At 56.7% G+C, this 22,945-nt stretch carries 17 protein-coding genes; 15 read left to right on the top strand and 2 right to left on the bottom strand.

The features are described from left to right. The first annotated feature begins 221 nt into the window (after positions 1–221). On the top strand, positions 222–1,022 hold the full coding sequence (locus tag IEV53_RS00175; RefSeq protein WP_188424444.1) for a transglycosylase SLT domain-containing protein: 801 nt from the start codon (positions 222–224) through the stop codon (positions 1,020–1,022). Here the strand turns inward: IEV53_RS00175 and IEV53_RS00170 are convergent. After that, on the bottom strand, positions 1,019–2,608 hold the full coding sequence (locus IEV53_RS00170; protein ID WP_188424436.1) for a tetratricopeptide repeat protein: 1,590 nt from the start codon (positions 2,606–2,608) through the stop codon (positions 1,019–1,021). The two genes, IEV53_RS00175 and IEV53_RS00170, sit on opposite strands and share 4 nt — an antisense overlap. 394 nt (positions 2,609–3,002) lie before the next feature. Between IEV53_RS00170 and flhA the strand changes: the two genes are divergently transcribed. From flhA to IEV53_RS00125, 9 genes are all read left to right on the top strand, one after another. After that, positions 3,003–5,036, top strand: a complete 2,034-nt coding sequence (gene flhA / locus IEV53_RS00165; RefSeq protein WP_229719519.1) for a flagellar biosynthesis protein FlhA — start codon at positions 3,003–3,005, stop codon at positions 5,034–5,036. A gap of 244 nt (positions 5,037–5,280) precedes the next feature. After that, on the top strand, positions 5,281–7,029 hold the full coding sequence (locus tag IEV53_RS00160) for a DUF1217 domain-containing protein (RefSeq protein WP_188424432.1): 1,749 nt from the start codon (positions 5,281–5,283) through the stop codon (positions 7,027–7,029). A gap of 86 nt (positions 7,030–7,115) precedes the next feature. Continuing rightward, entirely contained in the window at positions 7,116–8,501 is a 1,386-nt protein-coding gene (locus IEV53_RS00155) for a FliI/YscN family ATPase (RefSeq protein ID WP_188425347.1), read from the top strand. Next, complete coding sequence (locus tag IEV53_RS00150) at positions 8,501–8,935, top strand: flagellar FliJ family protein (protein ID WP_188424430.1); 435 nt, start codon at positions 8,501–8,503, stop codon at positions 8,933–8,935. Before IEV53_RS00155 ends, IEV53_RS00150 begins: the two co-directional genes overlap by 1 nt. A 106-nt stretch (positions 8,936–9,041) precedes the next feature. Beyond that, positions 9,042–9,806 carry a hypothetical protein gene (locus IEV53_RS00145; RefSeq protein ID WP_188424428.1) on the top strand — a complete coding sequence of 255 codons (765 nt, stop codon included), beginning with the start codon at positions 9,042–9,044 and terminating at the stop codon, positions 9,804–9,806. 18 nt (positions 9,807–9,824) lie between these two features. Next, a complete protein-coding gene (locus tag IEV53_RS00140; protein ID WP_188424426.1) occupies positions 9,825–10,886 on the top strand; it encodes a flagellar motor protein MotB in 1,062 nt (353 codons plus the stop codon). 130 nt (positions 10,887–11,016) lie between these two features. Continuing rightward, positions 11,017–11,886 (top strand): flagellar motor stator protein MotA, encoded by an 870-nt coding sequence (gene motA / locus IEV53_RS00135; protein WP_188424424.1) that lies wholly within the window; start codon positions 11,017–11,019, stop codon positions 11,884–11,886. Positions 11,887–11,920: 34 nt separating this feature from the next. Further along, the gene (locus IEV53_RS00130) at positions 11,921–13,732 is read left to right on the top strand and encodes a hypothetical protein (RefSeq protein ID WP_188424422.1); all 1,812 of its coding nucleotides are present in this window, start codon (positions 11,921–11,923) and stop codon (positions 13,730–13,732) included. Positions 13,733–13,765: 33 nt separating this feature from the next. Then, a complete protein-coding gene (locus IEV53_RS00125) occupies positions 13,766–14,536 on the top strand; it encodes a flagellar hook assembly protein FlgD (RefSeq protein ID WP_188424419.1) in 771 nt (256 codons plus the stop codon). Between the two features lie 131 nt (positions 14,537–14,667). On the opposite strand, the gene IEV53_RS00120 is transcribed toward IEV53_RS00125, so the two are convergent. Further along, entirely contained in the window at positions 14,668–15,354 is a 687-nt protein-coding gene (locus IEV53_RS00120) for a response regulator transcription factor (protein WP_229719449.1), read from the bottom strand. A gap of 1,357 nt (positions 15,355–16,711) precedes the next feature. Here IEV53_RS00120 and IEV53_RS00115 point away from each other — a divergent pair. The 5 genes from IEV53_RS00115 (at position 16,712) to fliF (ending at position 22,911) form a co-directional block, all read left to right on the top strand. Further along, a complete protein-coding gene (locus IEV53_RS00115; RefSeq protein WP_188424415.1) occupies positions 16,712–18,919 on the top strand; it encodes a hypothetical protein in 2,208 nt (735 codons plus the stop codon). A 132-nt stretch (positions 18,920–19,051) separates the two neighbouring features. Beyond that, positions 19,052–19,462 (top strand): flagellar basal body rod protein FlgB, encoded by a 411-nt coding sequence (locus tag IEV53_RS00110; protein ID WP_188424413.1) that lies wholly within the window; start codon positions 19,052–19,054, stop codon positions 19,460–19,462. A gap of 23 nt (positions 19,463–19,485) precedes the next feature. Further along, a complete protein-coding gene (gene flgC, locus IEV53_RS00105) occupies positions 19,486–19,893 on the top strand; it encodes a flagellar basal body rod protein FlgC (protein ID WP_188424411.1) in 408 nt (135 codons plus the stop codon). A 75-nt stretch (positions 19,894–19,968) separates the two neighbouring features. Next, positions 19,969–20,712, top strand: coding sequence for a flagellar basal-body rod protein FlgF (gene flgF, locus IEV53_RS00100; RefSeq protein ID WP_188424409.1), 744 nt, complete (start codon positions 19,969–19,971; stop codon positions 20,710–20,712). 534 nt (positions 20,713–21,246) lie between these two features. Next, positions 21,247–22,911 (top strand): flagellar basal-body MS-ring/collar protein FliF, encoded by a 1,665-nt coding sequence (gene fliF / locus IEV53_RS00095; RefSeq protein WP_188424407.1) that lies wholly within the window; start codon positions 21,247–21,249, stop codon positions 22,909–22,911. Positions 22,912–22,945 lie beyond the last annotated feature (34 nt).

Below are 22,945 nucleotides of genomic sequence, written 5' to 3'. Positions count from 1 at the left end.
CTTTCAACAGTTTCGAGACGGGAGCCCTGCTGCGGGTTCCATAATTTCATACGTTTTTTACACACGACATGCGATACAGATTGTCAGGTCGCGTCATGATCCTGTAACGGTGCATTGCATCTTCACCGGGTCGGCACGAGACGCCGTCTGGAAACCGATTTTGCGCTCTCCGAGTTCAGCCGTAGCAACACGGAATCCCATTTCTGATTATCGCCGGAATTATGCGATCTTTTTTTAAATACCGCTTTCTGAGCCTGATTTTGGTTGCACAGCCATCTCTTTCCCACGCCCACGCTCAAGGTGTGGAAAGCGAGCGTTGCCGCGACGCTGCCAGTCAGGCCGAACGCGCCTATCATATTCCGGATGGCTTTCTCTACGCCATCAGCCGGGTCGAAAGCGGCAAGACAGAGCCTGACGGTCGTCTTTCCGCCTGGCCGTGGACGATCATGGCCAATGGTACCGGGCATTATTACGCAAGCAAGGCCGAAGCCATCATTGCCGCAACGGAATTCAGAAATCAGGGAATTACCTCGATCGATGTCGGCTGCATGCAGGTCAATCTGCAGCAGCATCCCGATGCTTTCGGATCGCTCGATCAGGCGTTTGACCCTGTCAGCAACGCCCTCTATGCCGGGCGCTTCCTCATCCAGATGCACGACAAGATGGGGAGCTGGCCCCGTGCGGCAGCAGCCTATCACTCACAGACACCGGGTATCGGAACTCCCTATCAGTGGAAAGTGCTCGAAACCTGGGCCATCCCCGACGATGAAAAGGTGAAAACGCCTTCTCCCGTCAGGAGTCCCCCCAAAACGATCTCAACCCCGGTCGAAAAACCGGATGACAACACCCTTATTGCTGCTTATAGCCCGGCGGCACCTGCTGTCAGGAATTTTCATCCCTTCATGGGTCTCTCTCACTTCACGCAGCCCGCGCCGCATCATTCAGGCATGACAGGCATGCGTGGACGCAGCCTCGCTTCCTATCGAAGCGCGCCCACGCCCCTCGCCCGCCCGACGGGCTAGGTTTTACGGGGCCGCCACGTAGCCACCCAAAGGCGCAGCGCCTTTCCAACCTCCTGCAGAACGGGCCCAAAGCTTCGCTCCTGAGAGCGGAAGATACGCATCGTCGGATACCAGGGGCTTCCCTGCCCCTCATCTCCCCAGCGCCAGCATGCGTCCCAGCGACTGATGAGCCATACAGGGCGCCCAAGCGCGCCTGCGAGATGGACCGGCGACGTATCGACCGATATTACGAGGTCGAGATTCTGCATGATGGCTGCCGTATCGGCCATATCGGACACGTCACCCATTGGGTCCGATATGGACTGGCCCCTCCAGTCTTTCAGAGCGTCGCGCGCCGCACCGAATTGAAGGTTCACAATATCGGCCTCGATTGGAAGCAGGGCGGCCACCATATCATCGAAACTGATCGAACGCCGCATATCTGCCAGAGCAAATTCGGAGCGCCCCCGGCGCTCGCCAGCCCAGACCAGACCGATGCGCGGCCTGCCCGGCGGCAGAAACGCCTCAAAACGGGCAATGTCCTCCCCGCTGGCGCGAAGATAGGGAACATTGACAGGGATATCCTGAACTGCACACATGCCGGTCAGATAAGGGAGATCCGGGATCGGCGCGACATAATCGAATCTTTCGAGATCGGGCATTACCTTTGGCTCGAGAACGGTCAGGTTGTCGCAGGACAGGCTTATCAGCCGGGAAATGCTGCCGGGCACATGCACACTGACCTCAGCCCCACGCTCGACCAGAACCGATGCGTGACGTATGAACTGCAACGTGTCGCCAAGCCCCTGCTCCTGAAACAACAGGACTCGCTTCCCAGCCAGATCGCTTTCCGGCCTCAGCCGTTGCCGCCCACGCAGGCTTTCCTGCCAGGCGCTCACCTGTAGTGCACGATTGAAATACACAGGCCAGCCGCGTGCGAACTGCCCTGCCTTAATCAGCGAACAGGCATAGCCGAAAGCGACCTCCTGCGAATGAGGATTGATCTTGAGCGCCTGCTCATAAAGCGCCAGCGCCTCGGTCGACCGGTTGAGCCGCTCCAGCGCGCACCCGGCATTGTTCAATAGCGAGACACTGACGTCTCCTGCCCGGAGGAGCGACATTGTGACATTCAGCGCTTCGGCAGGATAACCCACCTCCAACAGCGACATCGAGACAAATTCGCCAATCTCGATTCTCTGTCCGGGATATCGGCTCATAAGCGTGGCGAAATGCGCGCAACCTTCAGCCAGACCGCCCCTTACGATACAAAGATGCGCCGTAAAGCAATGGGCAACGACATTATCCGGCAGGAGACGCAGCACATTCTTCAGCAGAAGATCGACGATATCGTAACGAACAGAATGCCGCAGAACGAGGATCGCCCCCGAAAGCGACAAAAGCGCCTCATCCTGATGAACGGCAAGTGTTTCAAGAATACGCTGAAGCCCGAGAACACCGTTCCTGGAAAGGAACAGCTCTTCGCATGACTGCGAAAACCTTGCGGCGTCAGGCGGTGAGCCGGGAATTTTCCACCACCCCACCTCTTCGGGCGGGGGGGCAGCAGCCGAAAGCGACGATGGAATTTCATGCCCATTCACGCTGTTCATGTCCTGTCTCATTGGATCAACCATCGCTCTAAAAACCCGAATTCCTATAAGCAGATGATTAGGCGTTGCACGCTTAATATCTTGCTTCGCTCAGGAACTCGGGATACCTCTCTTTTTGAATTTGCGTCCCGGCCAAGGCGCACACTGCCCTACCAGACATAAAATAATCCAGCTGCGCGCGTTCATCGCCCCCTGAGATTCGCCCTCAACCCAGGAAAGGGAAACGGATATCTTGGACACCGCGAAAGGCTCTTCCGGCCCCGGACCCGGCGCCCTCAAGCCATATCCCGGCAAAGCTGTCACGACCAAGCTTTTTTCAGCTCTTTCCAGTCAGGCCACGCGCGCTTCGGAATCTTGGCGCAGCGGCAGTTACAAGTCCTCATGGCGTGCGGCCATTCCTGGCACCGATGTGGGCCTGGCCATTGGCGTGTTGCTGCTGCTGTCTATTCTGATCATTCCACTTCCAACATTCATTCTCGATCTCGGGCTGTCCCTGTCGATCACCTCATCCGTACTCGTCCTGATGGTGTCGCTGTTTCTGGAACGCCCGATCGAATTCACCTCTTTTCCGACACTTCTGCTTCTGACGACCCTGCTGCGCCTGTCGCTGGAGATTGCCACCACGCGCCTTATTCTGAGCCATGGCAGCGAGGGCACCTACGCTGCAGGCCATGTGGTGGCCGCATTCGGCGGCTTCCTCATGGGCGGAGATGTCGTCATCGGCGGCATTGTTTTCAGCATTCTCCTCGTCGTAAATTTCATGGTCATCACCAAAGGGTCCGGCCGTATTGCAGAAGTCGCAGCACGCTTCTTTCTCGACTCGATGCCTGGCAAGCAGATGGCAATCGACGCCGAGCTTTCTTCCGGCGCCATCAATGATCGCACGGCCCGCCTGCGCCGGAAGGAGCTTGAAGATGAAAGCTCATTTTACGGCGCGATGGATGGCGCGGCCAAATTCGTAAGAGGCGATGCCATTGCCGCCCTCATCATCACGGCCATCAATATCGTAGGCGGGCTTGCCATCGGCGTACTTCGTCACGGCATGCCGATTGGCGATGCGGCCAGCACCTTCACCACCCTGACTGTCGGTGACGGGCTTGTCTCCCAAATTCCGGCACTTCTCGTCTCGACTGCCTCAGGCATCGTCGTCACCAAGGGTGGAACGGCAGGCTCGGCCGACGTCACTCTTGTGCGTCAGCTTGGTGGCAATCCCAAGCCAATGGCGATGGCCGCCGTACTTTCAGGGTGCTTCGCTCTGATGCCGGGTTTGCCTGCGCTGCCATTCCTGGCGATTTCAGGCTTGGCGGGCGCAGCGGCGTGGTGGCGCTGGAAGGTACCCGTGCAGGACCCTTCTGAAGACAATGTCACGGAAAATGCGCCGCCGCCGAGCGCAACCCCGATTTCGGAAGTGCTCAAGCTCGATCTTTTGCGCCTCGAGCTCGGCTTCGGTCTCTTGCCCATGACCAATGGCGACAATGCACAGCTCACCGAACAGATCAAAGCCCTCAGACGCACCATAGCTTCCGAAATGGGCTTCATTACGCCCCCGATCCGCATTCAGGACAATATCCTTCTGCCCTCTGAGCGCTATGTCATCAAACTTAAGGAGATCACGATCGGTTCCGGTGAGGTTCGTCCGGGCCGCCTGATGGCCATGACGCCCTCGGGCGGCATTCCGGATCTGGAGGGTGACCGCACAACCGAACCGGCCTTCGGTCTGCCCGCTGTTTGGATCGCCCCCGCTCTCAAGCCACGCGCCGTGGCGATGAAATGCACGGTAGTCGATCCGGCGAGCGTGCTCGTCACCCACCTCAGTGAACTGGTCAGGCAAAATCTGCCCGATTTGCTGACCTATGTGGCAACACAGGCTCTGCTCGATGAATTGCCCCGGGACCAGCAGAAGCTGGTAAGCGATCTGATCCCCTCGCAAGTGACGCTCAGCACGTTGCAGCGTGTGCTGCAGTCGCTTCTGGCCGAACGGGTATCGATACGCGATCTGCCGACCATTCTGGAAAGCATCCAGGAAGGTAGCGGGCTGGGCCTGCGCGGCATACAGGCACTGACCGGTCATGTCCGTATACGCCTCTCACGACAGATCTGCAGCGGACTTGAAGGACCTGGTGGTTACATTCCGATGATCACCCTCTCACCGGAATGGGAGAACGATTTCGCGACCCATATCGCAGGCCAGGGAGATGAAAGACGTCTGGCCATGCCGCCATCGATGCTGAACCGTTTCGTCGGCAAATTGCGCGACGCCTTCAATGCCGTGTCGGCAAGTGGCGAGGTACCGGTCATCGTTGTTTCCTCCACGGTAAGAGACTCCATGCGGTCCATTGTCGAGCGCGTACGTCCGACCGTGCCGGTGCTTTCACAGGCAGAAATCTATCCGCGCGCGCGCATCAAGACGATCGAGACCATCACCTGATCCGCAGCTTTCTCGTGATCGCAAGGGGCGCATTCTCTGGGGAGTTTTTCCTATCCGGAAACCTCTTGGTAACCTTCTTGCCTTAATCCTGTTTGGGATCAGCATGCGTCAATGGGTTGCACAACAGGCGGCACCGCACCCCTCACCACACAGAAACGCGTTGTCCTTTTCCAGAGATGGAAGCATGAGGCATCCCCCAACGCTCGGCCACACCTGAACGGGCAGAAATTCGAGGATTAGTCGAATGGCCATCACGAACGTCTCTCCTGTCGCGAGCTATCTTTCCGCGATAAAGGATGAGAGCCTGGCCGCATCGAACTACGCGAAAACCGATATCGTAACGAAGCAGGCTGTGGCGGCCTTCGAGAAAAAAGCCTCCGGCATTACCTCTGCCGATGCGCTTCTGAAAGATTACTCGTCCCTTCAGATCGTTCTCGGCGCATTCGGAATGAGTCAGTACAGCAACGCCACAGCACTCATAAAGGACCTTCTGACCCAGGACCCGACCTCAAGCACCTCTCTGGCGCGCACGTCGCAGAATGCGACATGGCTTGCCTTCGCCGATGCGTTCGCGGTCTGGGGAAAGAACAAGGGCAGTTCGTCGCAGACGACTTTCATCAATGGAAGTGGCTCTACCGCGCTGAGCACGACCTACACACCGACAAACACACTGACGATGGCGGCGACCCTCCCATCGGCCAACGCAAAAGGGCAGAGCTACACGTCGCCCAGTGTCACGGCCTATGACGATCTCTCTGCGCCGCATCAGGTTGCCCTCAAATGGCTGCAAAGCAGCTCGGATCCTCTGAGTTGGAGTGTGTCCGCCTACGATGCCGACGGTAATGCTCTCGTCGCTGCCAATGCATTTCAGGTCACGTTCAACAGTGACGGCACGTTAGCCTCAGCTACCAATACGCTGACCGGCAAGACAATCGCCGCCAGCGCCTCGGGTGGGCTCTCACTTCCCATCACACTGAATGACGCCGAGGGAAGCGGCCAATCGGTCTCGGTTGCCATCGGGACAGTTGGCACTGCGAGCGGCGTCGCTATGGCAGGCAACAGCTATCAGACGAGCAGCACCAGTGAGGCCGTCAGCTTGCAGAACGTCAATTCGTCCATCACGACACTGACCATGCCATCCGCCACGCTTGGCACGCTCGGCGGGACCGGACAAACCTATGTCACTGCGCCATTCGATCCTGCCCAGTCGACCAACGACGCCAATAATATCTCGCTCGGTCGCACCTATCTCTCTGTGAAATGGGCTCAGGATCCTTCCTCACCGGATAGCTGGAACGCCTATATCATTGACCCCTACGGTTCGAATGTCAGCAGCACACTGATTTCTGTGGGATTTGACGATTCGGGCAATCTTCTTCAGGTCAATGGCCAATACTCGCACGACATCCCGACGCTCAAAGCGACGGTCAACGGCGTACAATATGCCGTCTCAATCCAGCCTCCCCAGCTCTCCACGAGCAGTCAACCGGCACAAACCGTTCTGACGACAGACAGTACGGTCAAGAGCACGGTCAATGGCGTTTCGGTCGACCAGATCGTCTCGGATTATGAGAAACAGCAATTCGAGACGAATGACGACAACACAGATAATGGCGTCGGCAATGCGCTCTACTTCACGCGAAAAATGGCGAGTGTCACCTCAATCAACCAGTTGATGTCAGACAGCACATTATTGAAAGTGGTCGAGACGGTATCTGGATACGATCCATCCACCTTTGGGGCATTGGATTACAATCAGCAGCTTCGCATGCTCACGAGCAAGGTAGATTTCACCAAACTGAAAACACCTGCCCAGATCCAGAAATATGCTGAGCAATATCTCACAATGCTGCAAATCAATCCACAACCAGTCGATACGCCGTCGAACATGCTCGATCTCTTTGGCGGCGACACGTCGAAACAGGGCATTCTGGCGCTCTTCGATGACAATTCCTCCTCATCGTCAGCAACTGTCTATTCGGCCCTGTTTTGATATCCCCCCAGAACGGCACAGCCTCTCTCGATATGATGTCACCCCTTGACCCCCATGCGCCCGAGGGGGGCTTTTTCGCCGACATGATGGCGGAACTCCGCGCCATTACCGACGGCACGCATGTCTCGCTCGAAGATCTCCCCATCGCGACTCTCGAAGGGCGCATTGCAGGCGTCATCGGGCTTTCTGTTACGCTTGAGGGAATGAGTCATTTCACCGGTATCGGTGATCGGGTCGCTCTCCTCGGTCTGGATGGCAGAAGTACCGATGCGGAAATCATCGGCTTTCGTGGTGAGCGCGCAATAGCAATGCCTTTCGGTCCGCTCGACGGGCTTGGTGCTGGATGCCGTGCGTTGTTTCATATCCATGCAACCAATCACAGGCAGCTGAAAACCGGCGCTACACTCACCCTCAATGATGGGCTGATAGGCCGCGTCATCGACCCTATGGGCCGTCCGATCGATGGAAAGGCGCCAGTTTCGCCCAAGGGCGTCGACTGCAATCTGAGAGCCAAACCGCCAGAGGCCGCTCTACGCGCCCGGCTTGGACCGCGCCTGACGCTGGGCGTGAGCGCACTCGATCTTTTTGCCACATGCCGCGAAGGCCAGAGACTTGGTCTTTTTGCCGGATCGGGCGTCGGAAAATCGACCCTGATGGGTATGCTTGCCCGCAACAGTGACTGCGACGTCGCCGTCATTGCCCTGGTTGGCGAACGTGGGCGCGAAGTGCGCGAATTTCTTGAGGATGATCTCGGCCCGGAGGGGCTCGCAAAAGCCATTGTGGTCGTCGCCACCTCCGACTCTCCGCCGCTCATGCGGCGAGAAGCAGCCTACACCGCAACAACGATTGCCGAATATTTTCGCGATCAGGGCAAGTCTGTCCTGATCCTGATGGATAGCGTAACGCGCTTTTGTCACGCGCTGCGGGAGATCGGCCTGTCTTCTGGCGAGCCCCCGGCAACGCGCGGTTATCCCCCGAGTGTGTTCGCAGAACTCCCGCGCCTTCTTGAAAGAGCGGGGCCCGGCCTTCCGCTCAAAGACAAGCCTGCAGGACAGATTACAGCCATTTACTCGGTGCTGGTTGAGGGCGACGACCACAACGAACCTGTGGCCGATGCCGTGCGCGGCATACTCGACGGTCATGTCGTGATGGACAGGCGGATCGCCGAGGCTGGCCGATATCCGGCCATCAACGTCTTGCGCTCTCTCTCGAGAACCGCTTCCGGCTGCAATTCGGTGGAGGAAAACCATCTGATCCAGGAAGCACGTGCCATTCTGGCGGTCTGGGAGGATATTCAGGATGTCGTGCAGTTGGGAGCCTACCGTGAGGGTAACGATGCCCGATCCGACATGGCACTGCGTATAGCGCCACAACTGGACATATTGCTGCGTCAGGCACGGTCTGAAGACCGAACGCTGGAAGACAGTTTTCTGGCGCTGCGTAATATTCTTGCATCACAGGGGGCTCTCTGATGACCCGGCGAACACGTGCCCTTCTCACTCTGATCAAGATACAGGAGACCGAAAAGACGAACGCCGCAAGAACCCTCCTGACCATACGTGAAGCCGAACAGCGTGCGCTTGTCGAGCTTCAGCAAACGGAACAGACGATGGCGGAGGAGCGGCAGATCGCCGAGATCGGACGCAGCGAACTTGACGATTTCCGTGCCTGGTTTCCAACCGGCCTCAATGCGATCGGTCAGGCACGTGAAACGCACGAGCAGGCGCGTCTTGGCGCCGAAAATGCGCGTGTCGCCGCTCTGCATGCGGCGGTCACCCACAAAGCCACGCAAGATGTCTTTCAGCGTCGAGCAAAAGAGCGTAATGATTTGCTGCTACGTCGAGAATGCGCCGAGCTTGACGAACTTGCTCGCCGCGAGTGGCGCAACGATTCATTTACGTCTTGAACCTATTAAATTCGTAAGCCTTGCAAATCAGCCCACTCTACCGGGTCTTTTCGATTTTCCGCAGTTTTTGCGGATATTCCGTATCTTATAAGCGATCAGGAAGATCATGCAGCCGACAGAAAACCAGCCTGCGAAAATATTCATCGCCACTCCCTGCTTTGGCGGCATGGTCACGCAGGAATATATGGAATCCATTATTGCCTGCACGAGCATCATTCGCATCCCGATGACGCTCTCGCTGCTGGGCGATGACGCGATGATCAGCCGGGCACGCAACACGCTCGTACATCAGTTCTACACTCGCTCTGACGCGACGCATCTGCTTTTCGTCGACGCCGATATCGGCTTCCCTGCCGAAGCGCCTGCCAGGCTTCTGGCTGCAGACAAGGACGTGATCGCTGGCCTTTACCCGATCAAGGACCGCTTCTGGGACAAGGGCACGCAAGAGAACCTGAACCGCGGGGAAGCGATGGAAACCGCCTCGCTTCGCTACGTAGGTGAAACGGATGCAATGCATTCCAGCTGGGAAAAAGGGCCGCTTTTCAGGACGCATTACGCTGGAACTGGCTTCATGATGATCAGCCGCCAGGCTGTTACTGCCATGATCAAGCATTATCCCGAAACTGCGTATCGTCGCATTGACGCCGCCAATGGTGATCAGGGTGGCGAGTGTCATGCTCTCTTCGATGGGAGCATCGATCAGGAGACGGGTACCTATCTGAGCGAGGACTTCACCTTCTGCAAGCGTTGGCGCGATCTGGGTGGCGAGGTCTGGCTCGACACCTCGATAGCCCTCACCCATGCCGGCCGTGCTTCTTTCAGCGGCACACCCGCCTCGCGTCTTGGTATGATGCATCTCAAAGGCGCCTGACAGGCGCGGTAAGAGTACATGGCGAAGAAAAACCGACCATCAGTCATTATCCGTCGCCAGACTGGCGGCGATCACGCGGCCCATCATGGTGGCGCCTGGAAGATCGCCTATGCGGATTTCATGACGGCTATGATGGCGTTTTTTCTTGTCATGTGGCTCCTCAATGCGACAACCGATGAGCAACGATTGGGAATCGCCTCATACTTCAATCCGCTAGCCGAAGAAAAATCTTCCGTCCCACCGACCAAGCCAATCGATAATCCACCGGCTCCATCGACATCGGGCACCCGCTTTGACCGTATCGATGACGATGATCTCTCCGACACGACCGGTCCGGTGCCGATACCCGATTCGCATCGCGGTTCGTCTTCTCCTATCGACAGCGTACCGATAACCCATCAATATAAACGGGTGACGCAACATAGTGCGATCGCCACGATAGTCCCTATCGGCGCGGCAAACGGCGCTACACCCGCAGAAAACGGCATCATCGGTACAGACGCCACAGCGACAGAACAAAGCGCCGTGCGAAACATGGCTGGCAATATTACCAATGCCGTCAAATCCGATCCTTTGCTTGCGGCGCAGAGCGCCAACCTGAATGTCTCTTTTGGCCGCAACGAGATCCGCATCGAGTTGCGCGATACAGACAACATACCAATGTTCGATCTGGGCTCCTCGACGCCGAACAAGGCTGGCCTCGCCATGCTTAGTGAAATTGCCAAATGGCTTTCACCGATGCCCGAGCGTATCTCGATTATCGGCTATACCGACGCGGCTCCCTACAAGGGAAAGACTACGAATGTGATGTCCAACTGGACGCTTTCGGCTCTGCGAGCAGATCGCGCACGTGAAGCGCTGGTCAAAAGCGGGTATCCTGACACGCAAATTCTTGAGGTTTCAGGTGGCGCCGACCGATCTCTGGCAGACGAGGCCAATCCCGCCTCTGCTGCCAACCGACGGGTCGTTATCGTGATGCACAGACTTTATCCGTTTACAGACCATCCAGCATCGGTAATGCAGGGGTCCGCCCCCACCCCAAAAACCGCCACGACGGTCAAACCTGTTACAGTCCATTAAAACAGCCAGATTACCGTGATAACGACCGAGGCGTCTCTCCGGGCACCTATTCTCACACGAACTGCCGCTGCTCGTACAGCAGCCCCACCGACCACGACACGTCATTTGAAATAGAAACGGATACTGTCAGATGCTTTTCCTCGGAGGGCTCCTCTTTTCCCTGCTTTGCGTCTTCGGATCTTTCGCTGCATCTGGCGGGGTCCTTGGGCCGCTTCTTGCCTCGATGCCTTTCGAATTACTGACCATTCTGGGCTCTGCACTTGGCATCTTCGTCATGTCGAACTCTCTCTCAGCCCTTAAGGAACTACCCCACAATTTCAGGTTGGTTCTGAAAGGGCCGCAGCATGACAAGGCCTCATACATTGGCCTTCTCGTGATTCTGTTTCGACTGACCCGGCTTGCCAGCTCCAAGGGTCCGATGGCCTTGGAAGAGCATGTGGAAAATCCGCAAGAGAGTTCAATCTTCGCCCTGTCTCCCCAGGTTCGGGACGATGAAGAAACACGCAACCTGATCTGCGACTACCTCCGTCTAGTCAGCCTCAATCTCGAAGATGCCTACCAGTTGGACGAGGTCATGGGTCGCGAACTCAGCAAGAATGAGACGGACAAGCTGCATATTTCGGAAAGCCTGACGAGTATCGCCGATGCCCTTCCGGCCTTGGGAATCGTCGCGGCCGTTCTGGGCGTCATCAAAACCATGGCTTCCATCAGCAAGCCCCCGGCAATCCTCGGAGAAATGATTTCAGGCGCACTGGTCGGCACCTTTCTGGGCGTATTGCTCGCATACGGCGTTGTCTCACCTCTTGCATCACGGCTGAAAGCAGTGATCGTGCAGGACGGATGTTACCAGGGGATCATCAAAACCGTTCTGGTCGCTCATCTGCAGGGAAATCCGCCACAGGTCAGCGCGGAAATCGGCCGGAAGGATATTCCGCCTCATTTTATGCCGACATTTTTCGAACTGGATGTGGCACTATCCGAAGCGCAGGCTGCCACCTGATCATGAACCGGAAATACAACATTAAAGGTCGTCGATGAGAGTTCCTGTCAATCTTTCGCTCTCCGACGATATCGTCAAAGGCATCAAGAATCGCAGTACGAGCGGAGACAGGGTCTCAGCCACACCAAGTGGCGCCGTCAAAACAAATCAGGCACGCGTTGACCCAAAGCATGTAAAATCATTTGGCGCTCAGCTCACTGCCGCGCAAATGCCGCAGGAGAAAAGCGAGAATAAGAGCCGCGAGAATGATGCGACCGTATCCGCCGCAAATGCCGCCCATCCGGATAACTCGGATAATGGCGGAGACAGCATCATCTCTGACAACTCGGCGCAAATTGCGGCGCCTTCTTCCAGCGATGCCGTCCCAGCCTTGAAAACCCCGATCTCGTCCGGTGGCCACGACGACACCGATAGCATCAGCGCGTCGGTCAACCTTTCTACCGTCACGCCTTTTGCCGAGACACTCGCCATGACGAACCTATTTTTCGGCGCCTCTCTTCAGACGCAATCCTCGTTAATTTCGGCAACGGCTTCAGGCTCGACCAGCACTGTTGCTTCCGGCGCTTCCCTGAGTAACACGATCACTCTGCAGCCTGTCTTGGCAGTTGTTTCCGGATCGGTAGCAGCCCAGGCACAGAGCACGACGGTCTCTGGGTTTTTCTCGACGTCTCTCCCCTCTCCCCCCCTTTCCGCCAGATCCGGCTCGGCAGCATCAGCATCAGCACAATTGCTATCGACGCAGCAGCCTGCTTCGGCTCAAGTCAGCGCGATCTCGAAGCCCCCTATTACAGGGCTTATGGCTCCCCATGGCGCGACCATCACCGACGTCTCTCTCACCAGGGGCGCCCAGGTATCGACCGATCCTGTCTACCAGACTGACTGGAGTTCCCTCCATGAGGCGGGCGTTCAGGTTGCTCCGGTGTCCACGTTTTATGACACAGCTAACGTACCCATGGCGACGCCCGTACCACCGACCCCGATGTCAACCGCTATGCAAAGCGCCCTCATCCAGAACGTCCCAGGAAACACCGGAGCGAGCCCGTCACGCGAGGCTGATCAGCCCGCAAACTCTGCTCCGCTCACCCCAACGTCCCAAGCCACCTCGCCGGCAAACGGGGCTGTTGTCCTAAATTCGACCGGAGATGCTGCGGCTGAGGATGGCTCCTCTTCGCCCGACGAAAAGCAGCCCGAAACCACAAGCCAGGAAAAGACGACCGTCACCGAACTGGCAAGCGCGATCCATGGTCTTTCTGAATTTCAGTCTCTCGTGGCAGCGAAACCATCATCGATTGGCGTAGAAGCTCATCATGTCCTTGCACAGGGAAATACCGCCAACCTGCAGGCCCCGAGCCAGATGGCGGACCTGTCTGCGGTCGGCACCCCAAGCACCGACATACCGAGCACACTCTCAATGACTGTGCAGACAGAGGATAATACTCCTGTGCATCTCATTTTCGAAGGAGAGGGCGGCTTGGCAACGCGCGTCATTCTTCAAAGCGACGACGATCTGACAACCCAGCATCTAGCAGGAAACAGAAAAGAGCTCCTCGCGGCCTTAAACTCCGCCGGGGTCGATACCAGCGCCATGAGGCTCGACATCGTGACGCCTGCGACAAATACCGGCGATTCCCATCAGGGAAGCCCGCAGCAAGACAATACCGGAAGAGCCGACCTCTCCGGAGGCTTTATGGGCAGCAACCCGCAGCAAAATCAGCAAGGCAATAGCGCCAACTCTCGCTTATCGCCCCAGGCGCCGGCCTCGCAAATTAATGAGCCGAGCCCTGCCATTTCACACCCGCCGAAAGAGGCGCAGTCGCCGGCGGGTCGCATCAACATCACGGCCTGATCACCGTCAACGCTCAGCAAAGGTACAGACCCCATGGATACGTCGACCATCAGCAATGACACGAAGCTTCTCCAGGCGGCCGAGGCGACTGCAAAAGCCTCGGCCAACTCGTCAAGTTCAGGCAGCACGTCGGATTCGACCTCAACTGCAAGCCTTGGCCTCTCGTCTCTGGCGAATAATTACACAACATTTCTCACCCTGCTCACGACCCAACTTCAGCACCAGGACCCGAGCAGCCCGATGAGTTCGGATTCCTTTACGTCAGAGCTGGTGCAGTTCGCCGGGACAGAGCAGCAGGTTCAGACAAATGCCAAACTCTCATCGCTGATCTCATTGAATGAGAGCAGCCAGCTGAGTTCCGGCAGCCAGTGGATTGGCCAGACCGCCACAGCAACATCGACGACTTTGCCCTTGCAGAACAGCAAGGCCTCTCTGACCTTCTCTGCCACACAGGGTCAGGACGTCGCGATCGCCATCAGCGATTCGAGCGGCAAGATCGTCAAGACCCAGAGCGGTGCTGCTGCGTCGAGTACCAACACCTGGACGTGGGATGGCACCGATAATTCTGGTAACCAGCTGGCGGACGGCGCGTACAGCGTATCAGTGAAGACGATCGATTCGACTGGCGCGACATCCGATTTGCCTTTCACGATCAAGGGCACCGTGACCGGTGTGCACAAGGGAAGCTCCGAGCTCGAGGTGGAAATGGGACGCGCATCCATTCCGCTGTCCAGCATCACCAATTTCAGCGCAGCCACGACTTCAGGATCAAGCAACGGCGGATCAGCCACCGCGGAGAGCTGAACAACAAAAGAAAACCCGCGACAGAAATTGTCGCGGGTTTTTATTGCACTTTCGAACGCAGAAATCATTTTCTGGCATATCGCAGGGCCAAGAATATTCCAGAGCCTCAAAGATACGACTGTCTGCCCCGATCAGAGACGCTCTGCCGAAGTAGATATTTCGAGCATGTTTATGCCTGAGAGAACAGGGATACAGTTTTCCCGCGCAGATGGTCTAAGGCGATAGTCTTCTTTGGATAGCGAAACAGTTACCGGATTGAACGCAGCCTCGTTCAGACGATAACCGATGCCCCATTGCGTGGTAAACGGCTCCTGGATACCGAACGCCCGTATCTTTTTTCTGATTTTGCAGATCATCACATCAATGACCTTGCCGAAAGGCTCGTCCTCACCGCTGTAAAGACTGTCGAGCAGCACTTCCTTGCTCAGCACCTGCGTCTTTCGCATCGCCAGAAGAACGAGCAGATCATATTCTTTTCTGGTCAACGGCACGACGGCATTGTCGATATGCACTTCCCGCCGATCGATGCCGACACTCATACGCCCAATATGCAAAGTAGGACTGTCATGCCCCCCCGCGCGGCGAATAACCGCGCGCAGCCGCGCGAGCAGCACATTGTGATCGACATCCTCGGCAATGCAGTCATCGGCCCCTGCCGAGAAGAGATTCACCTCCCCCTCGGGTGTGCCCACCTTGCGTATGACCACTATGGGAGAGGATATTTTCCCTTTGCGGATCTGTCGGATAATCCGCACATCTGAAGCCGCCTGCTGCACGACGATAATATCATAATGCGACCGCCGCAGCGTTTCCACCACGCCTGAAGCCTCGCCGGTGGCTAGAGAAAGAGAGCCCGCTACTGCGGCTCTGGACAGCCCTTCACTGGGTCGTCCATAAATCGAATTTTCACCAACACACAATACGCGCATTGTACTTACCGCCCGACATCATACGAATGAATTATTTTTATCTTCGATTATTGAACAAATATATAATATCGTTATTTTCTCACAACCCTCTGCAACTTGTGTTACATTGAATCGATGCTTCAGCCGCTCAGGATGCCCGAAACATATTTGAGGCTTACATCACTCACATTATGAGCACCACCTCTTTGTTGCGAAATGCTGCAAATTTTTCGCAAAGTGCTCGAAACTGCCGCCCGCACCGTCAATCCGGGTCAATGCATGACAGAAGTGTGACAAAAGCCAGCCATGACATATTCTGAAAAAAAATATATCTCGTTGGCCTTTTCCATGCTAATCACGGCGATATCAAAGCGCACTCATGAGCGTTATCGTTGCAAAATTTAGCCGTTTTGCTGATGCCAGCCGGCGTGGAGACGCTTTAATAGGGTCTGAAGGTTTTCAATCTAATTAATCCTTGGTCCATCTCTATGGATTTAAAGTCTGTTTCCGATCGATTTTAGCGAATTGCGATTTTCAAAGGGCCTAACCAAATGACGGATATTACGGCAGCATCGGCGGTCTCGGCAGCGTTTCGTCAAGCTTCTGTCAACACTTCGCACGAGTCTTACAGCGCAGCCAGAACCGGGCATACACGCCCTGACACCCATACGGAAAATACGTCCGCAAGCGCCTTTTCTTCTGACGGCAGTTTTCTTGGTTCGGATACGAGCGCAAGGAACACCTCCCCGCTCAAGCAGGTCGTCAATTTTCTTGCCTGACGACCTTCCTTGCACGACCTCATGCATCGGCACGAAAAAATATTATCCTGCCAATAAATCGCATTAGTTTCGATCTCGACTGGTAACAAAAAATAGTGTTCCTGCGGGCAAAAAAAACGACGCCGTTCTCGCGCGGCCTTGGCTACGGCATGGCTGGGGTCGGCTTTATGTTAGCCGGTCATCCAAACGCCATCGCGCGACCTCAAAGTAACACCCACAGACATGCTCCGTCCCACGATGCGCGGGCCGTCACACCCCAGCCTGTTATTCCGCCAAGTGTAACAGGCCAGGATGAATCGCATCTTAGCCAAGCGGATCTGGCCAAGGGGTTACCCGCCTCCTGGCGCGCGGAACTGCTGGATGCCCCCGCGCGCCAGGCGAGTTCAACTGTGCCGCTCACGTCAAAGGCAACAAAGCCTCTTATCACCCCAGGGCCACGCCCTCCCACAGAGAGCGCTCCGCCGTCCTCATCCGACGCGTCGAATGCCGTGTCGGGTCAAGTGGACCATATCCTGCTTCCCATCCCGCCGCAGATCGGCATCGCCGCCTTCGAGAGCGGCGACCACTTTATTATCGTTGTTGATAACGCCTTTCCCATGGAAACGCAGGCCATCCATGGAACCGGCTTTTTCTCCTCTCTGACTGTCAGCCTACTGCCTGATGCAACGCTGATTCAGCTGCGCCGCCCCGATACGCGACGCCTATACCTATCTCAGCGATCAGAAGGCTGGGTGCTCAGCGATAAGCCGCCCTCGAGCGCCTCTACACAAGACAACCATGTCATCAATCCCCTACCGGTGACTGACGGCATTCTCTATCCGATGCGCCGCAGCGGACGTGTTCTGACCATCGCTGACCCGGCATCGGGTGACCGCCTTCTTGTCGGCACCTCCCTCCTTGATGAAGGCGGTATCCTGGCCATGCGTCGAGCAGAGGGATACGATGTCTGGCCGACACTCGAAGGCGTCGTGATCGCCGCGCGCGATCCTGATATTTCTTTGATCGCCGTTCCCTCAGGCCTGCTCCTCAACAGGGACGGCCAGAAATTTGAGGATGACGGTCAGGCCGTGTACGCCAATGATGTCGATCTTAAATGGCTCGATCTGCAGGATTTCCCCGACCAGCTTCTTCTAAAACGGTACCATGAACGCCTACTGAAGGCAGCCGATTCTCAGCCTGCCGATCGCTTCGCGGCACGTCTGGATCTGGCACGCGCTGCCATCAGCATGGGCGCATTCAAGGAAGCGCGCGGTATTCTCGCTGTCGCCCTTCGTGACGATCCGGAAGAAATCGGCCGTCCGGAAGTCAGGTTCCTGGCGGCTGCAACAGAGTTGCTTACCGGCTCTCCTGCCAATGCGAGCGCGCTGAACGGCCCATGGCCAGAACAGCAACGGCGCGCACTGCAACTATGGCGTGCACTTTATCTCGAGGTCACCGACCAAAGCGACACGCGTAGCCTTCATCGTCTGGCACTCGACATGAACAGATTGCGCGCCTACCCGCAAAATCTTCGCGACGTCTTGCTTCCCATCGCGGCGGAAGCAATTGCACGTCGCGGCGCACCTGGCGACTTCGCCGTGCTCGACACGTTGCCTGACCAGCCGGCATTCCGGCTGGCAAAGGCAATAGCGGCAGAGCGCCAGGGACAGAAAGACCGTGCCTACACCGCATTCGCGGCGCTCGCGGCCGATCGAAATATCTCGGTTGCGGAAAAGGCCACGGAAGAGAAAATAGCACTGGATCATGAACGCGGCGCCCTGACGACTGAGCAGCAAGTCAAGGCGCTTGACGAACTCATCCTCGACGCGCGTCTGGCAGGCAGAGAAAAACAGCTTCGCCTCAGACAAGCTGAGGCCTACGCCCGAGACAAGCAATGGCAAAAGGTCGCTGAGATTATCGATCTGGGTGTGCCACAAAGCGATCCTTCTCATTACAGTACGCTGAGGCACGCCTTACTGCTTCAGGCTCTGACTGGCATTGCCGGTGAGGACAGCCTCGCGCAGAGCAAGACTCAACAGCTGCGTAATGCGGCCCTGCTCAAGGCCCATATTCCCGCTCTGCCCCCGGGGGAGGAGCGCGCGGCTCTCCTCGCAGCTTATGGTGAAACCATGCTCGCGCTCGGCCTGTCGGATGAGGCAACCAGCGCGCTTTCGCAAGCCATCCCCTCCCTTGTTACACCAGAGGCACGAGCGGCCGCAGGCGCCTCTCTCGCGCAAGCCACTCTTGCCAATCAGAAGCCTTCCGATGCGCTCGCTGCACTGAACGAGACAGAAAGTCCCAACCTGCCTGAACCGCTGCAGACCCGACGAAATATCCTCAAGGCACGGATTGTGATTGCGACAGGCGACCGCGCCAAGGGCCTCGACATGCTCAGGACCATTCCCGGTAAAGATGCCCGCCTTCTGAGCGCGCAATCGCACGAAAGCCAAGGAGAATGGCAGTCCGCGACGACGGAGCTGCGCTCCCTCGCCAAGGAAGAAATCCCGTCCGAAGGGAGCCTGACAAAAGACCAACAGGACCTTGCGTTGCGGCTCGCCTCGGATGCCTCTCGAGCGGGAGATAACGCTTCTTCACGCTGGATATCGGAGCGGATCGGCGCCCGCACTCTCGATGAATCTCATGCACGCCTGTTTGCCGTGCTACGAGAGAGTCCTGCGAACGACAAAAGCCTTCATGAAGATGAAACCTCTCCGTGATATGAGTTCGGAAATTTTTTGTTACAGCCCCGCGACATGCTTCCCAAAAAAGGGGTTCCCCACTAAACTCTTCACATATTCAGAAAAATCTTGCGGTCATCATGATGCCGCTAACGGAATGGCGAGATAACCATGCTGCAAGCTGCCTCTGCGCAACTGACCGCTTCGACTTCGGGCACAGATGTGCTCGATCTCGCAACACAACGGATGCACTGGCTCCAGTCCCGTGAGTCTGTCCTGGCCGGCAACGTTGCCAATGCCAATACGCCCGGTTACGTGGCGCGTGACTTGCCGCAATTCGCGGGCGTTCTGAAAGACCATCTTTCCGTTTCCCTTGCGCGCACTGATGCTGGTCACCTTGCAGGCTCAACGTCTCAGAGCAGTATAAAAAAGGATATCGGCAGCAGTTCGATCGATGGCAATCAGGTCGATCTGGAAACGGAGCTCGAGAAAATTACGGCCACCGATGATCAGCAGCGCCTAGCTACAAACGCCTATAGTACTTATATGTCAATGTTCTCTATTGCGCTTGGCTCGTCATAATACTGACCGAACAGAGGTAGGTTATGAATTTTTCAGATACGATCGGCATTTCAGCCGCTGGTATGCAGGTACAGTCCAAACGACTTCAAGTGGCAGCTGAGAATATCGCTAACGCTGAAACGACAGGAACGTCGCCGGGTTCCGATGCCTATCGTCGCAAAACGATTACCTTCAAGGAAATGCTTGATCGCAGTACGGGCGTTTCTACGGTAGCTGTTCGCGACATTGGCGAAGATCAATCCGATTTCGAGATGCGTTATGATCCGTCTCACCCGGCTGCCGATACGAAGGGCATGGTCAAGATGCCCAATGTCGACACGATGACCGAGATCCTCGACACGCATGAGGCACAACACTCATACGAAGCCAACCTCAATACGATGCAGATAACGCGCTCGATGCTGACCCGCACAATCAATCTGATGAAATGACGACGGCAGCCCTCCCTTTGTCAGAGATCAATATCTGTTTTTCCGACATCACGATCAAAGTCGAGTTGGATCACCATGGATAGCACCGCCTATATCGCGCTCTCGCGCATTGACGTCCTGAAGCGCGGCCTTGAAATCACTGCGAATAATCTTGCAAACGAAAACACAGATGGCTTCAAAACGTCCCGCCAGATGTTTTCGCAGTATCTCGTGCATCAAAAAGGCCCGGGGCACATCAATGGCGAAACAGATCAGGTCTATGCTCAGGACAAAGCGACGTTTCGCGACTTTATTCAGGGGCCTTTGCGCAGTACCGGCAACGCGACTGATGTCGCGATCAACGGCGAAGGCTATTTTGCCGTACGCACCACGCAGGGTGTCCGCCTGACACGTAACGGTCAGTTTACGCGCAGACTCGACGGTACGATAACAGACGGATCCGGCAATCCGGTCCTTGATCGCAACGGCCGCAATCTCGTACTGCGTCAGGAAAATGAAGATTTCACGATTGCAAAGGATGGCACCATCTCCACAAACGATGGGGCATTGGGCATGCTCGGCGTTGTCACGGTGAAAAACCCGCAGACACTAGTTGCCGAGGGACAATATCTCCTTAAGCCGACAACCCCCACTCAGCCCGTAGCGATGCCGGAGCTGCATCAGGCCATGCTTGAGGGGAGCAATGTCAACGCGGTTTCAGAGACAACGCATCTCGTTGAGATACAGCGGGATTACGACCTTACCTTCCAGTTGATCCAGACAGAATCGACCCGGAATCAGAACGCCATCGACAAGATCACTGCGGAGCCAACGACTTGAGCGTTTCGACCGGCATCCGTTCGCTTATGCTTCATCTATCAAAACCGCGTTTGGCGGGCCTTGTGCCTCTTGTCACGATACTCAACGGTTGTGCGGCGGATGACGTGGCACGGCATTTGACCGGACGTGAGTGCAATGCTGGCTATATACAGCAAGGTGAAGATTGGTGCGCTCCGGCTGAACGCCCCCCGGCCCCTCAACCCTATTGCACGCAAAGCTGGAACGGGGTCGATTGCTGGAGCAGGCCTGACCTCATGCCCAATGTTGCAAGGCAGGTAGCACAGGGTCCTACTGGACTGACTCAGGATCAGAATGCAAACCGCCTCAATCTTCCTCTGAAGCAAACCCCTCCCACAAACGCGTATCTACCCTGACCCTGCGAAGACATCTCGCATCCAACAAATATTAATCAGAAAATAGCTAATATTATTTCCTGATTTAAAAATGTCGTATCAGATTTATTTTATTTTTCAACCAGGAGCCCCCTGATGCAGTCCTATTACCTCATGGCTCAGGCCTGACGATCCGCCATAAATGAACAATCTGCTGTCATCACTCAGAGGGCTGGGTCGTACGAGGCTGATCGCCCTGGGCGCTGCGGGCGTGACTCTTCTGGCTTTCCTTGGCTTCGTGATCCTTGGCAAAGCCCAGAAGCCCACGGCCTTGCTCTATGGCAATCTCGATCTGAGCGAAGCTGCCAGAATGGTGGAAGATCTCGACAAGAATCATATCACCGCATCGACCTCGCCAGATGGGGGAAGCCTCTACGTCGCGCCAGACGAGGTCGCCAAGGCGCGCCTGCTGCTTGCCAAGGACGGCCTGCCGAACGGGGGAAGCGTCGGCTATGAGCTTTTCGACAAGAGCGCAACGCTCACCAGCACTCAGTTTGAGCAGAATATCAACGAGACGCGTGCGCTGGAGGGAGAGCTCGAGCGTTCAATTCGTCTGCTCCAGGGCGTTCGCAATGTCCGCGTTCATCTCGTCTTGCCTCACAGAGATCTATTCTCTGTCCAGACTAACCCGTCCCAAGCGAGCGTGGTCATCGATATCGGGCGCGCGGGCCGCATAGCTCCCGACGGTATCCAAGCGATCCAGAATCTTGTTGCTGCGGCTGTCCCGGGGCTTCGGCCCCAGTCGATTTCCATTGTCGACACGAGAGGCGACGTGCTGGCCAAGCCCGGCGAGCCCAACAGCGAGGACGGTCAGGAAGCGATTTTCGAGAAATTCCGCCATTCCGAGGAGACGCGCCTTTCCCAGGCTGTTGAGGAAATGCTCATCCCGACACTCGGGACAGCCCATATCCGCGCACGGGCCGCTGTCGTCATCAACAATGACGAGGTGCATGAGACCGAAGAGAGTTTCGACCCGAACCAGCAGGTCCTGCGCTCGCAGCAGACCAGCTCCGACAAAAGCGTCAACACCGAAGCCTCGCCCAATACCTCCGTTGCAAACAACCTGCCCAACGCCAATGCCGGGCAGGCCAACAGAACCGGATCAAGCGACACACGCGACGAAGAGACCAATAACTACGAGATCGGCAAACGCGTGCGCGTGGTCTCGCAAATTCATCCCCGCGTCGCGAGGATCAGCATGGCCGTGATGGTCGATGGGTCCTATGTGCAGGACAAGAAGGGGAATGCGACCTGGAAGCCTCTGGATCAGGCCGAGATCGACCGCATCACCACCCTAGTCAAAACTGCAGTCGGTTATGACAAGGCGCGAGGCGATCAGGTCGAAGTCGTCTCGATGCGCTTCATGCCCGATGGCGGCATCGAGCCCCTGCCTGCGGCTCCGGGGTTCTTCTCGAAAGACAATCTCCTCTATCTCGCAGAATGGGTCGTACCTATTCTGCTCGCCCTCGGGGCCGGCTTCTTTGCCCTGCGTCCCTTGCTTCGTCGTGGCCGCGGCGGTCTGCCGGCTCTCGCAGGCGGCTCTGGCCCCATGGCACTCGAAGCCCTCAATCGTGACGGTCTGGGCACCACCGGGACAGGCATGAACAGCCTCGAAGGCGGAAGCGCCAACAGCCTTGCCCTGCATGAAGGGCACGAAACGGTGGCGATCGATGGCGTGGAAGGTCAGGCGAGAGCGGGCATTATCGCCAAGGTTGCCGATCGTATCGATCAGAGCCCCGAAGGCAGCTTGAGCGTCATCCGCAACTGGCTCGAAAGCCCTGATCCAAAGCAGGGAGGCGCCTCGTGAGCGAGACTGAAAGCGCGCAAAATCCGGCTGAGGG

The sequence above is a fragment of the Asaia siamensis genome (genome assembly GCF_014635085.1).
In the GTDB taxonomy this organism is placed as follows: domain Bacteria; phylum Pseudomonadota; class Alphaproteobacteria; order Acetobacterales; family Acetobacteraceae; genus Asaia; species Asaia siamensis.
This window is presented reverse-complemented; position numbering and strand designations above follow the sequence as displayed.